The organism is Klebsiella sp. HC6 (assembly GCF_022605325.1).
Classification (GTDB): domain Bacteria; phylum Pseudomonadota; class Gammaproteobacteria; order Enterobacterales; family Enterobacteriaceae; genus Klebsiella; species Klebsiella terrigena.
On sequence record NZ_CP093276.1, the window covers coordinates 2,009,306 to 2,024,854 of the forward strand.

Here is a 15,549-nt window from a genome sequence, read left to right on the forward strand (position 1 = left end):
GGGAAATAAAATGAAAGGTATCGTTCTTGCAGGTGGTTCTGGCACTCGTCTTTATCCTATTACTAAAGGTACTTCGAAACAGCTTTTGCCAATTTATGATAAGCCAATGGTTTATTATCCGATTTCTGTCCTCATGCTTGCTGGTATTCGCGATATATTAATAATCTCAACCCCAGATGATATGCCTGGATTCAAACGCTTACTCGGGGATGGTAGTCAGTTTGGTGTACGATTCAGTTATGCCATTCAACCAAGCCCGGATGGACTTGCTCAAGCTTTCCTGATTGGTGAAGAGTTTATTGCCGGAGACAGTTGTGCGCTGGTTTTGGGAGATAATATCTACTTTGGTGAAAGTTTTGGTCGTAAGTTAGAAGCCGTTGTGCAACGTACTGACGGTGCTACGGTGTTTGGCTATCAGGTAATGGACCCAGAACGTTTCGGTGTTGTCGAATTTGATGAAAGCAATCGCGCGGTATCTCTGGAAGAAAAACCATCTGAGCCTAAATCTAGCTGGGCAGTAACAGGGCTATATTTCTATGACAAGAATGTAGTAGAGATGGCAAAAAAAGTTAAGCCATCTGCTCGTGGTGAACTAGAGATTACTACGTTAAATGAAATGTATCTTGAATTGGGTACCTTACACGTTGAAAAACTTGGCCGTGGCTTTGCGTGGCTAGATACCGGCACCCATGAAAGTCTACTTGAGGCATCCCAGTTCATTCATACTATTGAACAGCGGCAAGGATTCAAAGTAGCATGCCTTGAAGAAATTGCGTTTCGTAAAGGTTGGCTCACTAAGGACGAAGTATTAGCTCAGGCTAAGATACTGTCAAAAACTCAATACGGACAATATCTCCAAATGTTAGTGGAGGAGAAATAATTATGCAGATTATTGATACGAAGATCGCCGATGTAAAAATCATTCAGCCTAAAATATTTGGTGATGCAAGAGGCTTTTTCCTTGAAACCTTTGAAAAAAAAAGGTATCAGGAATTGCTAAATATTAACCTCGACTTTGTCCAAGATAATCATTCGCGGTCAACAAAAGGTGTTCTTCGTGGATTGCATTTTCAGACTCAGAACCCTCAGGGTAAGCTTGTCCGTGTTGTCCGTGGAGAGGTATTTGATGTAGCTGTAGATATTAGACCTGAATCACCTACTTTCGGATTGTGGGAAGGTGTAGTCCTTTCAGAAGAAAATAAAACTCAATTCTGGGTCCCGCCAGGACTGGCACATGGCTTTGTTGTTTTATCTGATATTGCAGATTTTGAATATAAATGTACGGATTACTATAACCCTGCTTATGAGGGATGCGTTAAATGGGACGACCCCGATATTGCTATTGAGTGGCCTATTTCTTCCCCATTGCTTTCCGATAAAGATAAAAAAGGGAAATCACTCAAGGAACTTTACTCATGAAAGTATTATTAACTGGTGCCAATGGACAATTGGGGCGTTGTTTCCAGGATAGACTGCCTGAAGGGTGGGAAGTATGGGCAACAGATACATCTGAACTCGACATCACTAAAAAAGGAGATGTAATTGCTGCCGTTAGTAATTATAATCCAGACGTAATTGTGAATGCGGCCGCATATACTGCAGTGGATAAAGCTGAAAGTAATATTGAAATGGCCGAACTTGTAAATAAATTTGGACCGGAAAACCTAGCAATTGCTGCCAAAGCATGTTCAGCTTTGTTTTTTCATGTCTCAACTGATTACGTTTTTGATGGTTATTCAACTACTCCGTATGTAGAAACTGATAAGACAAATCCTCTTAGTGTATATGGTAAAACAAAGCTTGATGGTGAAATTGCGGCAGCATCTATACTTCCAGAAACGATCATAATTCGTACCGCTTGGGTTTTTAGTGAATATGGCAACAATTTTGTCAAGACTATGCTTAGATTGGGGCGGGAACGAGACTCAATAGGGATTGTTGACGATCAGCGAGGATGCCCGACTTATGCTGGTGATATTGCGCATGCAATTATCTCATTAACTAAAAATAATGCTAAAGGAGGGGTTTATCATTTCTGTGGCGATATTGAAGTATCTTGGTATGACTTTGCAAAAACAATTTTTGATGTGGCGAGAAAAAATGAAATAATAAAAGTAGTCCCTACTATAAAACCTATTAGAACAGAAGAATATCCAACCCCAGCGCATAGACCCTCTTATTCAACGCTTGATTGTACTAAAATAAAAAATGTAGGCATAAATCCATCATCCTGGGAATGTGCGTTAATTGATGTAGTTAATAAACTATAATGAAAATGGGCCAGAGGCTTCTGGCCAAACTTAGTGTGCTATTTATTTTAGAGAAACTTTATGCAAGATAACGATAACGTTGATGCTCCTAAAGTAAGTATCTATGTCTCAACATTTAATAGGATTGATAGGTTAAAAAGGGCAATCGATTCAGTATTGCGACAAGATTACACAAACTGGGAGCTTTTAATTTGTGATGATGCATCTTCAGATGGAACAGAAGGCTATTGTCTTGAGCTAGAAAAGCAAGATTCCCGAATTCGTTATTTTCGTAATCCTACTAATTTAGGTGCATGTGCAGCAAGGAATCTGGGTATCTTTAATGCACAAGGTATGTTTATTACTGGACTTGATGATGATGATGAGTTTACGTCCGAGCGGTTATCATTTTTTGTGAAAAACTGGCGCGAAAATTTCTCATTTATTTGTTGTAATTTTATTAACAAATATACAAATACAGAGTCAATTTATTATAAAAATAGAGATGAAAAGAGGGTGTTTTCATATAAAGATCTTCTTTTTGAAAATGAAGCTTCAAATCAAGTATTTACATTGACATCGAGACTACAAGGGATTGGGGGATTTAATAAAGATGTTAAGCGACTTCAAGACTGGGATACTTGGTTAAGGTTGGCATTCAAATATGGAAGTTTCAAACGGTTTAACAAACCAACTTACATAATGAATCATGACCACAGCCCTCATGAAATTCGTGTTTCGCAGAATGCAAAGATTACCGAGTCTTTATTGCAACTCGCCTCTCGGAATTCCGACATTTACAGAAAATATGACGTTAAATATATGGAATACCTTGTAGATTCAATGAATAAAAAAGCAAAATTAAAAGATGCCATTTATTGGTTTTATAAGAAGAAAAATATCAAATTCATTATAAAATATTTCCTTCAGTGATTTTGGACTAATTATGAAAAAATTGGATGTAATCCTTGCTTCTTATAACGGTGAACGTTATATAAAAGATCAAATTTTCTCTGTACTGACATGCTTTGAGCATGTCCATAATATGGAATGCAGAATATTAATATCCGATGATAGCTCGCTAGATAATACGGTTCCAGTTTTACAGGAAATATGCAATCATGATTCTAGAGTGCAATTATTAGATAGTGATAAGAAAGGAGGAGTAAAGTTTAATTTTCATCACCTTATGCTAAATACTGATGCAGATTATATTTTCTTTAGTGATCAAGATGATTATTGGCTTCCTGAGAAAATAAATTTATTCCTTAACAAAATGATGGAAAGTGAAAGTGAAAATCCGGGGCCAGTTTTAGTTCATTCAGATTTGTGTGTTACGGATGAAAACCTTTCTCCAGTAAACGTATCAATGTTTAATTATCAAAATCTGAATAAGACGCCTTCATTTACAGAACTGTTAATTAGTAACTCTGTCACAGGTTGTGTTATGGCTTGTAATAAAGAGCTTATCGATTCTGTTAAACGTGGAAAAATTGAAGAATCAATTATGCATGACTGGTATGTGGCATTATATGCTTCAGCTTTCGGGCGTATTGAGTTTATTGATCATTCTATGATACTTTATCGTCAACATAGTAATAATCAAGTTGGGGCAAAGGCATTTACACTAAAAAAACTGATTTCGTCAGATGGTTATAAAAATCAGATAAAAAATGCCCGAGACTCCGTTTATAAGACGAAGGCCCAAGCACAGTTATTTTATGATGACTTTGGCTTATTATTAAATGTTTCAGATAAGAATATCCTTGAGAAATTTATCTCGACGTTTGATGGTTCATTTTTAGGTAGGTTGAATCTTTTTTTAAATAAAAAAATCAGGAAAAAAGGTTTTTTACGTAATTTGGTTTTCTTCTTTATATATGTTGTAAAGATTTAGTTAAATATAAAGCGATGCTACTGTTATAATAGGAGTTGTAATGCCATCTACTAGCAAAATTTATGCATTAATGACAGTTAAAAATGAATCGGATATTATTATTGAAACCCTAGACAAAGCATCGGTATGGGCTGAGAAGATTTTTATTTTAGATAATAATAGTGAGGATACAACATGGGAACTGTTGACTAAATATGCTGAGGAAAATCCTAAAATCGTACTTTGGGGGCAGTATGGAGGGCGATTTTATCTAGAGTTACGACAGGTCATTTTCAGAGAGTATCGTGAAATTGCAAAACCTGGGGACTGGTGGTGCAGGTTAGATGGCGATGAGTTCTACATTGATGACCCTCATCAGTTTCTGTCATCACTTGATGAGGACGTGGACCATGTATATAATGCATCTTTCCAATATTATTATACTCCAGATGATTATGAGAGAGAAAAAAACTGTGGGGTTACTAATAGTGTCACACAACGATTAAAGTGGTATAAATGTAACCACTCTGAAATAAGGTTTGTCCGCCATTGGGATCTTATTTGTTGGCCGCAGAATACTGAATGGCCTTGTAATCTAAAAAAACCATCGCCAGGAAGAATTAGACTGAAACATTATCAGTATCGCGATATAAAGCAAATAGTTGGAAGACTCCAGGCTCGTAATGCCCCTAATTCCGGTTCCTCTTTTTCGCATGAGAAAGTCTCAATTAGCGATTGGTATAAAAAAAGAGGTTTTCAATTACCCGAAGATACTAATCTCGCAGAGTTACGTATTGTCGAAAAGGAAAATTTATCTGATAGCAATGAATTTGCTTATGATGACAAAGTGCTACCTCCCATCTATTTCCTCTCATTTAAGAAAAAAATTAAAAATGGAGTTGTTAACTTTTATATGAAGTGTTTAAATAAGTTTCTTTTTAAGCTTTAGTTGTTTATGGCACAATCAAAATTCTTTCTTAAATTAGATTGTGCTTTGCTCTATATCCTTATTTATAAGTGTGTTTAGGGCGAGGATAATAATCCTTGGGGAGTTGAATTGAATAAACGTATTATGACTAATTCACTTTGGATGATGTCAGAAAAAATAGTGGCAATTTTTGGTCTTATTTTTGTAACTTCTTTTGTTGCAAAGTATGTAGGGCCTGGGGTTTTTGGCAGCATTGCTTTGGCAATGTCGATATTTCAATTAATTCAACTGGTGGCTCAACTAGGCACGGATGTATTAATCTTTAAACGATTAAGCCGTAATAGGCAATCTGGGGTGAATTTAATTAATGTTACTGTCCCCATAAGAACTATCGTTTATATGGTTTTATCTTTGCCAGTGCTCTTTTTCTATATTTATAAAGCAGATCACTCAGCTTTGTATTATCTTGTGGCTGCATTTGTTGCTTGTTTTATTCAGTCAATGGACGTGTATTCCATTTACTATGATGCAACTCTAAATTCAAAAATAAACACATATGTAAATGTCATCGGTTTAGTTTTCTCATTGTTGATTAGATGGCTTATTGCGTTCTTGAAACTTGATCCATTATGGTTATGTTTTCCGATAATTTTAGCTCCTTTAATTCCATGTCTTATTCGTTATTTTTATTATATTAATAATACGCACAAAAAAAATATTTCCAGTAAATTTAAAAGGAAGTATGTCAAGTATATTATTGGCGCAGGTTCAGCGTTTGTTATTTCCTCGTTATCGGTAGCGATTTATACGCGGCTGTCATTGTTAATGCTTGGTTTTTTCGATGGTGAGTCGGCTGTAGGCATATATTCTGTTGCTGCTACTCTTGCCACATCTTGGTCATTTGTTCTAAATTCCCTGGTAACATCTTCATTGCCTTCAATATTTTCTGAAAATGATGATGAAAAGGCTTTGACGAAAGCCGCTAAACTAAACCTCATTGTTATCGGTGTTTCAATGCCGATTATATTTAGTGTTTATTTTGTTGGTGAATGGTTTATTAAGACATTCTACGGTGATTTGTATATGTCATCTTACCACCCTTTATTAATTCTGACATTTTCCACATTGCTAGGTTCCCTTGGTACGGTTTCTGCTAGAATAATAGCAAAATATTCAGGTTATTCATTTTTATCAAAAAAAATGTTTTTGGTCGCTATTTTTAGTTTTATTGTTAATTTTGGGTTGATTATGCAATTTAATATCATTGGCGCAGCTGTTGCAAACGTATTAACACAGTTTTTTTCGTTAACAATTTTTAACTATCCGTTCAAAAAGGGAGTGGTCTTTAAACTTCATTTGAAAACTATCTTTTTTAGAGTTAAAGGCTAAATTTTTTCTTTTTGAAATATTTAAAAGGAATAATGTTTAAAATTAGCTTGTCTCTAAAATGTTGAAAATTATTTTGTTGCATTTTTTTTATTTTGTTGCATTTTTTGCTTTTCTTCTAGGTTCATGCATATCTTTGAGCTAATATATTTAATACTTTCTAAGCTGCGAAAAGTCGCAGCGACCACACCAGACAGGAGTATGTAATGTCCAAGCAACAGATCGGGGTTGTCGGTATGGCAGTGATGGGGCGCAACCTCGCGCTCAACATCGAAAGCCGTGGTTATACCGTCTCTGTTTTCAACCGCTCCCGTGATAAGACTGAGGAAGTGATTGCCGAGAACCCTGGCAAGAAACTGGTCCCACATTATACCGTCAAAGAGTTTGTTGAATCCCTCGAAACTCCGCGCCGTATCCTGTTAATGGTGAAAGCAGGTGCTGGTACGGATAGTGCTATCGACTCCCTCAAACCGTATCTGGATAAAGGCGACATCATCATTGATGGTGGTAACACTTTCTTCCAGGATACCATCCGACGCAATCGTGAACTGTCTGCTGATGGTTTTAACTTCATCGGTACCGGTGTTTCTGGTGGAGAAGAGGGCGCACTTAAGGGCCCATCTATTATGCCTGGCGGCCAGAAAGAGGCCTATGAGCTGGTAGCGCCAATCCTTGAGCAGATCGCCGCCCGTGCGGAAGACGGGGAACCTTGTGTTGCCTATATTGGTGCTGATGGTGCTGGCCACTATGTGAAAATGGTTCATAACGGCATTGAATACGGTGACATGCAGCTCATTGCTGAAGCGTACGCTTTGCTGAAAGGCGGCCTTGCACTGTCAAATGAAGAACTGGCTACGACCTTCACTGAGTGGAATCAGGGTGAGTTAAGTAGCTATCTGATAGATATCACTAAAGACATCTTCACTAAAAAAGATGACGAAGGTAAATACCTGGTTGACGTGATTCTTGATGAAGCGGCGAACAAAGGTACCGGTAAATGGACTAGCCAGAGTTCTCTGGATTTGGGGGAACCTCTGTCCCTGATCACCGAGTCCGTATTCGCTCGTTACATCTCTTCTCTCAAAGATCAGCGTGTTGCCGCTTCTAAAGTGTTGACTGGTCCGCGGGCACAACCGGCTAGTGATAAAACAGAATTTATCGAGAAAGTGCGTCGTGCTCTTTATCTGGGTAAAATTGTTTCCTATGCGCAGGGCTTCTCTCAACTGCGTGCTGCATCTAATGAATACGGCTGGGACCTGAACTACGGCGAAATTGCCAAAATATTCCGTGCGGGTTGCATTATTCGAGCCCAATTCCTGCAGAAAATTACTGATGCTTACGAAGAGAATGCAGGGATTGCTAACCTGTTACTGGCACCGTACTTCAAACAGATTGCGGATGAATACCAGCAGGCTCTGCGTGATGTAGTTGCTTATGCTGTGCAGAATGGTATTCCGGTACCAACTTTCTCTGCTGCTATTGCATACTACGACAGCTATCGTTCTGCAGTTCTGCCGGCTAACCTGATTCAGGCTCAACGTGATTATTTCGGTGCCCATACTTATAAGCGTACTGATAAAGATGGAGTATTCCATACTGAGTGGATGGAATAAACATCAATCGTTAAAGTAATTAAATCCCGGTTATTTGAGAACCGGGTTTTTCTATGAATATCTTTCAACCTAAAACTATTGTTACGATTATTCATCTCCTCTTTAAAGCTTTGCTATTTGCTCTCACCCTGAAATCTATGACCTTGACATACACCAAGTTGAAGCATAAAACTGCTACAAGTATTGATTACCTGGGTGGCCAGCTGCCATTATCCCGTTAACTGATTAAAGTGTGAACGAATGAAAATTACTATTTCCGGTACCGGTTATGTTGGTTTATCGAACGGCATCCTTATTGCGCAAAACCATGAAGTGGTCGCGCTTGATATCGTTCAGTCCAAAGTAGATATGCTTAACCAGAAAATTTCTCCGATTGTCGACAAAGAGATTCAGGAATATCTGGCTGAAAAAACATTGAATTTTCGTGCGACAACTGACAAGCAGGACGCTTATCGTAATGCGGACTATGTCATTATCGCTACCCCGACTGACTACGATCCAAAAACGAACTATTTCAATACTTCTACCGTTGAAGCCGTCATTCGTGATGTCGCAGAAATTAACCCTGCTGCGGTGATGATTGTTAAATCAACCGTTCCTGTTGGTTTTATCCGTGATATTAAAGAGCGTCTAGGGATTGATAACGTTATTTTCTCTCCAGAGTTCCTGCGCGAAGGCCGTGCGTTGTATGACAACCTGCACCCGTCCCGTATCGTTATTGGTGAGCGTTCCGAACGTGCTGAACGGTTTGCCAATCTTCTGAAAGAAGGGGCGATTAAACAGGATATCCCAATGCTGTTTACTGATTCGACCGAAGCCGAAGCGATTAAATTGTTTGCTAATACCTATCTTGCACTGCGTGTTGCCTATTTCAATGAACTGGATAGTTATGCTGAGAGTCAGGGCCTTAACACTAAACAGATCATTGAAGGTGTGTGCCTGGATCCGCGCATTGGGAACCACTATAACAATCCGTCGTTTGGCTATGGTGGCTACTGCTTACCAAAAGATACCAAGCAGCTGCTCGCAAACTACGAATCGGTACCGAACAACATCATCGGCGCTATTGTTGATGCTAACCGTACTCGTAAAGACTTCATCGCCGATTCTATCCTCGCCCGTAAGCCAAAGGTGGTTGGTATTTATCGTCTGATAATGAAGAGTGGTTCTGATAATTTCCGTGCTTCATCGATCCAGGGAATAATGAAACGCATCAAAGCTAAAGGGATTTCTGTTATTATTTATGAGCCAGCCATGCAGGAAGATGAGTTCTTTAATTCCCGAGTGATTAGCGACTTGAACGTGTTTAAGCAGGAAGCGGATGTTATTGTCTCTAATCGTATGGCTGAAGAACTGGCTGACGTCAAAGATAAGGTTTACACTCGTGATCTGTTTGGTAGCGACTGATTTTTACTGACAGATAAGGCTGGCGACTTGTGTCGCTGGCCTGTGCTAATTACCTAATACAAACATTTCTGCATGATATATCTCAGTATAAGCTTTAATTGTGATAAGATCCTCGCGATTAGCGAGATAGTTTGAAGTGAGTTTTGTTTGCTACTAACAATGCTTTTAAAAGTAATTGCTGAGGTTTCTTTTAACTCTATCCTATGCATTGACCTATGTCATATATGATTTCTGCATCGGAACGACCTTCATGATACCGTTCATTTACACAAAGAATATGAACCAATATGCTAAGTGAATATGGAATACTATAAATTGTCAAATATAGCGGCCGGAGTTTTTTTATTTTTATTGGTGTTAATGCCAGCAGGTTCTTTTCTTGGTATTAACTTTAAAATATTAACATTGCTACTTTTTTTAGGTGCGTTAGTTTTTGATGGGAGAAGTGAAGTTATCGTTTCTGCCATTAAAAAGATATTTTTACCTGCGGTATTGCTTTTAATTTTTATTGTATATGCAGTCATTGCTAATGACCAAGGTATATTGTATTTGTATCAGGCGAAGGATATTATCATTTTTTTTGTTGTTTATGCGATCCTGTCATCTTATTTTTATGATAATGAGAAAAGAGATAAGGCGTTTAAAATAATAATATCAGCATTGGTTTTTTCCGCTTTTATAAAAATAGCGATGCTAGCTTATAGTCAAGTCACAGGTCATCCCATTGTTTTATTAGTTAAGTCTTATGGTCAATTATTTGGTATGTCTCTTATGACGTACGCTATTGATGGGAGTTCACTCGGAAGAATTCAATTTCTTTCTGATTTTATAATCCCACTTGCATTGTTCTATATGTTAAAAGATTTTGGAGCGGGAAGGTTTAGGAAAAGAGATTATATTTACTTCGTAGCGATATGTTTTTCTGTTTTTATCGGAATGTCTAGATTTTACTGGGCTATAAGCGCTCTGTTTATATTTCTTGGTGTCCTGTTTAATGTGAAAGGTAAAGGTATATTATCAATTTCTATACTTGTTGTGTTGGTTGTTGGTGCTGCTTCTTTGAATGAATCAGTACAGAATTCGCTGGAGGCAAGGTTTTCAGCTCAAAAATCCACGGCATCTGATAATATTAGAACGCAGCAGTTAGAATTGTTTTCAAAGCGAATTGAACAGTCTCCAATTCTTGGTAAAGGTTTAGGGTATTTTGTTCCTGAATATCAGCAGGAAGGAGATATGAAGTATAATTATGAATTGCAGGTTCCAGCGCTAGCTATGCAGATAGGGTATTTGGGAGTGTTTGCACTATTATTGGTTTTGCTTATTCCATTTGCCATGATGCTAAAAAAATCCACATTCAGAGCATTGATTGTGGCTAGCATTGCATTTTGGAGTTGGTTTTTATCAGGATTCTTTAACCCAGTATTATTTTCTTCTGCAGGTGGTGTGTGTTACGTGGCATGTTTATTTTTAATGGCTTTGATGTGCAAAGAAAATGAGAGAGTAATACTACATTAGTGTAGGAGTAGATATATTATCTACTTGAAAATTTTCGTAGATATAATAACTTTTCAAAGTTAAAGGGATGTTAAGCGCTATGTTTTCGATTCCAGAACATGTAGCCGATTAATCTAAAGATGAACGGATAATATCATGTTCGTTTCTTGTCGTTAATAGCATAGAAGATAGAGGTTCCATGATGAAGATGACTCATATTATTATAGTTGTTGGCGCTTTTTCTGTCGGGTTCTGTGATATATCTTTAGCAGATGTCGGGATAGGAACAATGGGGAGAATAGTGCAATCAGTAGGAAATAACACTATCACGTCAGGTGTCTATGCTGCAAAAGATACTTATGGCATGAGGGCGAATGCCGTTGTTCTGGCTGCTAGGGCTAATGCAGAAGATGAGGATAGTTATCCGGTTAATGGGTTCAACTATACTAAAGCACTATCCAATTATGGTGGAAGGGACTCAGTAGGTCTTTATGCAGATAATACATCTAACCCTTTTAAGGCTTGGGAACGAGTTGGAGCAACCAAATATAGCCCAACCTCCGTTTCATCCCCTGTTCTGAATGCCAAGGATATAAAGCCAGGAATGCTTCTCGATACTGGTGGAGAACCTAAATGGTCTGCTTACGTCATCTCTGTTCAAGAGCATAAAATAATAACAAATGGGTGGGTAAATAATAAAACAAAAAGCTTGGGTATACCTCCTGATGGACAGGAGTTAATTATAAATCCTGTAACTAAAATATGGGCAACAAATTTTAATGTATTTTTAAAAAATGGTGGGAGAGCTAATGCCGGTGTAATCCAAGAAAATGGACTCATTAACAATTCGAATAAAAATCCAAATGCTATCAATGGCCTTGATACAGTGGTGCTACCGGGATCTACGTATGGAGGTACAGCCGCATATCTTGCCCGTTCAGCAATAACTGGAAATAAGCAGCAGTGGCAAATTGGTTTTATGTCTCAAGGCGCCAAAAATGCTAATTTTTATAGTGCTGATGCCTCCCCCGATAAATCAACTAATTCAGGTTTCTTGGAGAATTCATCTGCATCTTCAGGACTTACATTTTCCGGAAAAAATAAAGATAGCTCTATAGAGTGGAGATCTAAGGGTAAAATTATATCTAGAGTATCACCTGATGGCCAAATAATGAAGATTTCTTATCGAACTCTAGTTATCAACGATTCAAAAAAACTTTCTGATGATTACTATAGATACATAGTAAATGCGAAAAAAGATGTTTCTATTACGCTTCCTGATACAATTAACGTATCTGATGGTTTTACAATGGAAATAGATAATTTTAGCAATCATGAAATTAATTTGAATGGCAATGCCAAAATTAACAAAAACATTGATAGTCAAAAAAGAATGGTTGTAACATTCGCCAGCGGCGAATGGTATGTGATGTGATAACTGGCTAGTTAATATAACAACACCATATTTTGAACGACAGATATCATACATATGCAAGTAACCTTATGACACAGATATTATCAGTTTGCCGATTATACTATATATAAATTGACCCCAAAAAAATGATACTGGAGGGATTAAGTAGAGCTGCTCTTTCCCAGCGTCGTAAATAATTCTTAACTTCTTTATGTGCAACGAACAAGGCGCGTAAACTGATTTGAACCATTTTGTTGAATCCTTTGAGATATAAAATATATATTATATGCTTCTCTATTCACAAGGCTTGTTCTGATTAAGAACTATCTATAGCAATTTACTGAATCTCTCGCAAAAAAGACATTAATTCGAGTGCTGGATAGTAATGTGAAGGGCCGAACGTTTTGTTTGAAGACTTGGTTAGATAACTGTCCTGAAAGAATAATGCTGGATCTTGTTAAATCCTGGAAATAATTTTGAACGCTTTAGGAGATATTGTAATCGAAGGTCAAGAAAAAAATGCCGGGTTATCTTCGTGAGTATATGGAATATCATACCCAGTTCCGCTTGAATACCTATCCTTGTAAGTGCAGAGCCTAATGACTAACGTCGGGGATAAATATGACTGTAACAAAAATCAGAAAATTTAAAAGAAATATTTATCACTAAAATTGTGATGTAACCCATGATCTTGCACTTCATCAGTTGCACCGCGTGAAGTGGTCGGGTATGTTAAATCTACCTTGTAAAGAGCTACCGTCACTGTGATGTAGATGCTGGAGATAAGCGCCGGAAGGTCAAACGAAGCCTGCAGTGCAGGCTTTTTTTATTTCTATTATATTATGAACTACAAGCTTCTTAAAACTCTCAATCCTTCTCTCAAAAGAGTCTGTACCGGAATAAGACGATACCCCTGACTTTATTAAAATTAATCTTCCCTTCAAGTTTACTGATACTCCAGTTACCATTTACGTTTATTAAACGTTAACTTTGTTCTTTTTCTATCCTTTAAATAAGAAATTAAAAAGTAAACGGAAACGGCAAGTAGTATGGCAGCAACAACCAAGAAAAATAAGTTTTCCATATGATCTACCAGAGCGAAGTTATGGGAGTAAATGATTAGATTGCAATTAAAAGATCGATAAAAATTATCTTTATCGCACTAACATAGCTTCTTTATAAGAAGATTCCTATACGCTAATTGTGTTTTTTTTATGGAGAATGAAAAACTATACTTTCAAAAGAAAACTGGCTCGTGCTCCGGCTCTTTGGCGAAAGTGACAATTTTAGTCTGCCATAACGAGGTAAGCACGCTTCTATTGAAAGCTTCTATTGAAAGAAGGGCAAGGATACTGTGGTTGAAGATATGAGGCTTTCCGCACCAGTGAACGAGGTAACGCACAAAAGGGACGGAGCTATACCAGAAGAGAGAACCGCAGCTATGCCGCTGCGGTTGAGAAACTGATTGCGCGATTATGCCTTGTAGTAGGCCTTATACCAGTCGACAAAATTCTGCACGCCTTCTTTGACGGTGGTCTGTGGCTTGAAGCCAACAAGATCGTACAGCGGTTTGGTATCCGCGCTGGTTTCTAGCACGTCACCCGGTTGGATAGGCATCATGTTTTTCTCAGCGACCATTCCCAGCGCTTCTTCCAGGGCGGTGATGTAATCCATCAGTTCAACCGGAGAGCTGTTGCCGATATTATAAACCCGATATGGAGCCGAGCTGTCTGCCGGAGAGCCATTCTCGACGGTCCACTCCGCGTTCGGCTGCGGGATAACATCCTGAACGCGTACAATGGCTTCCACAATATCGTCAACGTAGGTGAAATCACGCTTCATCTTGCCGTAGTTGTACACGTCAATACTCTTACCTTCCAGCATGGCTTTGGTGAATTTGAACAATGCCATGTCAGGGCGGCCCCAAGGGCCGTACACGGTGAAGAACCGCAGACCGGTAGTCGGTATGCCGTAAAGATGGGAGTAGGTATGCGCCATCAGCTCATTGGCTTTCTTGGTGGCGGCATAGAGTGAAACCGGATGGTCGACCGAGTCGTCGGTTGAGAACGGCATTTTACGATTCAAACCGTAGACGGAGCTGGACGATGCGTACAGCAGGTGTTCGACCTTATGGTGTCGGCAACCTTCCAGAATGTTCAGATAGCCGATCAGGTTGGAGTCGGCATAGGCATGAGGATTTTCCAGCGAGTAGCGAACGCCAGCCTGAGCGGCCAGATGGATCACGCGGTTAAACTTCTCTTCTGCGAACAGCTCTGCGATGCCCTGGCGATCGGCAAGATCGACTTTATGGAAACTGAAAAGGGAGGATTGCAGTAAATCCAGACGCGCCTGCTTAAGATTGACGTCGTAGTAATCATTCATGTTGTCGATACCAACAACCTGATGACCCGCCTCAAGAAGGCGCTTGCAGGTGTGGAAACCGATAAATCCTGCGGCTCCAGTGACTAAAAACTTCATGTACATCCTCCGGGTTCGTTGTTTCCCGCTATATATAATCGTCGATTTTACACCGGGTTGCCTTAGGGGTCATCTGCTTTCCCGTTTCGAGCTATCTAACGACCTCCTGTTAGCGGCTAGTACTAACCGTTGTTTATTATCTTTGAGTATTCTCGTACAGTAATAAGTGCAAATGAAAATCATTATCAATGAATAAAAAATTAGCGTAATAATAATACCCATAGTTTCTTATATCAATTATTTATGGTTAGGCGGAAAATTACCCAGTTTGGGATAGATGTATCCTGTCGTCTATATTGTTACTGACTATGAGTTTGCCGAACATTCCTCGCTCGAATGCTCGGGATTTTCATGGTGTTGGTGTGCCGTTATGTATTTTCCTATAGATATCAATGGCTTTTGTTTGTGGTTGGTAGTTGTACTAATAATGTATCCATATTGTTTTATCTTTACTTGAATTGATTCACCACGCTTTTTGATTTTTTATTCTTGCCTCGCAGCGCTATAATGCGCCGGCATTTCTGCGGTCTAAGGGCGTGCTATCGAGTTTTGAGCTAACGTCAGCTTGTATAAGCGGCTACTATGGCGGGTTAATGGCGACTAAGCTGTTGAGGCAGGTAATTGAGAGCAGGGAATTTGTGCCAGTTTGTTGCTGAGTATTACGTTCGGTGCTTTGAGCATATGGGCTCTTGTTAGAGAAATGC

13 protein-coding genes are annotated in these 15,549 nt (G+C 38.7%); 11 read left to right on the forward strand and 2 right to left on the reverse strand.

Going from position 1 to position 15,549, the window contains the following annotated elements; translation table 11 throughout:
• Positions 1-10 precede the first annotated feature (10 nt).
• The 11 genes from rfbA (at position 11) to MMW58_RS09840 (ending at position 12,388) form a co-directional block, all read left to right on the forward strand.
• Positions 11-880 (forward strand): glucose-1-phosphate thymidylyltransferase RfbA, encoded by an 870-nt coding sequence (gene rfbA, locus MMW58_RS09790; protein WP_118842229.1) that lies wholly within the window; start codon positions 11-13, stop codon positions 878-880.
• 2 nt (positions 881-882) lie between these two features.
• The gene (rfbC, locus tag MMW58_RS09795; protein WP_118842228.1) at positions 883-1,419 is read left to right on the forward strand and encodes a dTDP-4-dehydrorhamnose 3,5-epimerase; all 537 of its coding nucleotides are present in this window, start codon (positions 883-885) and stop codon (positions 1,417-1,419) included.
• Positions 1,416-2,270 (forward strand): dTDP-4-dehydrorhamnose reductase, encoded by an 855-nt coding sequence (gene rfbD / locus MMW58_RS09800; protein WP_241723210.1) that lies wholly within the window; start codon positions 1,416-1,418, stop codon positions 2,268-2,270. The genes rfbC and rfbD overlap by 4 nt, the downstream gene beginning before the upstream one ends.
• A gap of 60 nt (positions 2,271-2,330) precedes the next feature.
• Positions 2,331-3,182: a glycosyltransferase gene (locus MMW58_RS09805; RefSeq protein ID WP_118842226.1), complete on the forward strand. Its 852-nt coding sequence runs from the start codon at positions 2,331-2,333 to the stop codon at positions 3,180-3,182.
• 13 nt (positions 3,183-3,195) lie between these two features.
• Positions 3,196-4,146 (forward strand): glycosyltransferase family 2 protein, encoded by a 951-nt coding sequence (locus tag MMW58_RS09810; protein WP_241723211.1) that lies wholly within the window; start codon positions 3,196-3,198, stop codon positions 4,144-4,146.
• A 40-nt stretch (positions 4,147-4,186) separates the two neighbouring features.
• Positions 4,187-5,074 (forward strand): glycosyltransferase family 2 protein, encoded by an 888-nt coding sequence (locus MMW58_RS09815; protein ID WP_241723212.1) that lies wholly within the window; start codon positions 4,187-4,189, stop codon positions 5,072-5,074.
• Between the two features lie 108 nt (positions 5,075-5,182).
• Positions 5,183-6,442, forward strand: coding sequence for an oligosaccharide flippase family protein (locus MMW58_RS09820; RefSeq protein WP_241723213.1), 1,260 nt, complete (start codon positions 5,183-5,185; stop codon positions 6,440-6,442).
• 203 nt (positions 6,443-6,645) lie between these two features.
• The gene (gene gndA / locus MMW58_RS09825) at positions 6,646-8,052 is read left to right on the forward strand and encodes an NADP-dependent phosphogluconate dehydrogenase (RefSeq protein WP_118842223.1); all 1,407 of its coding nucleotides are present in this window, start codon (positions 6,646-6,648) and stop codon (positions 8,050-8,052) included.
• A gap of 240 nt (positions 8,053-8,292) precedes the next feature.
• Complete coding sequence (gene ugd, locus MMW58_RS09830) at positions 8,293-9,459, forward strand: UDP-glucose 6-dehydrogenase (protein ID WP_241723215.1); 1,167 nt, start codon at positions 8,293-8,295, stop codon at positions 9,457-9,459.
• Positions 9,460-9,759: 300 nt separating this feature from the next.
• Positions 9,760-10,974 carry an O-antigen ligase family protein gene (locus tag MMW58_RS09835; RefSeq protein ID WP_118842220.1) on the forward strand — a complete coding sequence of 405 codons (1,215 nt, stop codon included), beginning with the start codon at positions 9,760-9,762 and terminating at the stop codon, positions 10,972-10,974.
• 178 nt (positions 10,975-11,152) lie between these two features.
• Positions 11,153-12,388, forward strand: a complete 1,236-nt coding sequence (locus MMW58_RS09840) for a hypothetical protein (RefSeq protein WP_241723216.1) — start codon at positions 11,153-11,155, stop codon at positions 12,386-12,388.
• Positions 12,389-13,328: 940 nt separating this feature from the next.
• Here the strand turns inward: MMW58_RS09840 and MMW58_RS09845 are convergent.
• Together MMW58_RS09845 and MMW58_RS09850 are read right to left on the reverse strand one after the other, a co-directional pair.
• Positions 13,329-13,451 (reverse strand): small membrane protein, encoded by a 123-nt coding sequence (locus tag MMW58_RS09845; RefSeq protein WP_162893480.1) that lies wholly within the window; start codon positions 13,449-13,451, stop codon positions 13,329-13,331.
• Positions 13,452-13,840: 389 nt separating this feature from the next.
• Complete coding sequence (locus MMW58_RS09850) at positions 13,841-14,845, reverse strand: NAD-dependent epimerase (RefSeq protein ID WP_241723217.1); 1,005 nt, start codon at positions 14,843-14,845, stop codon at positions 13,841-13,843.
• Positions 14,846-15,549: the final 704 nt, after the last annotated feature.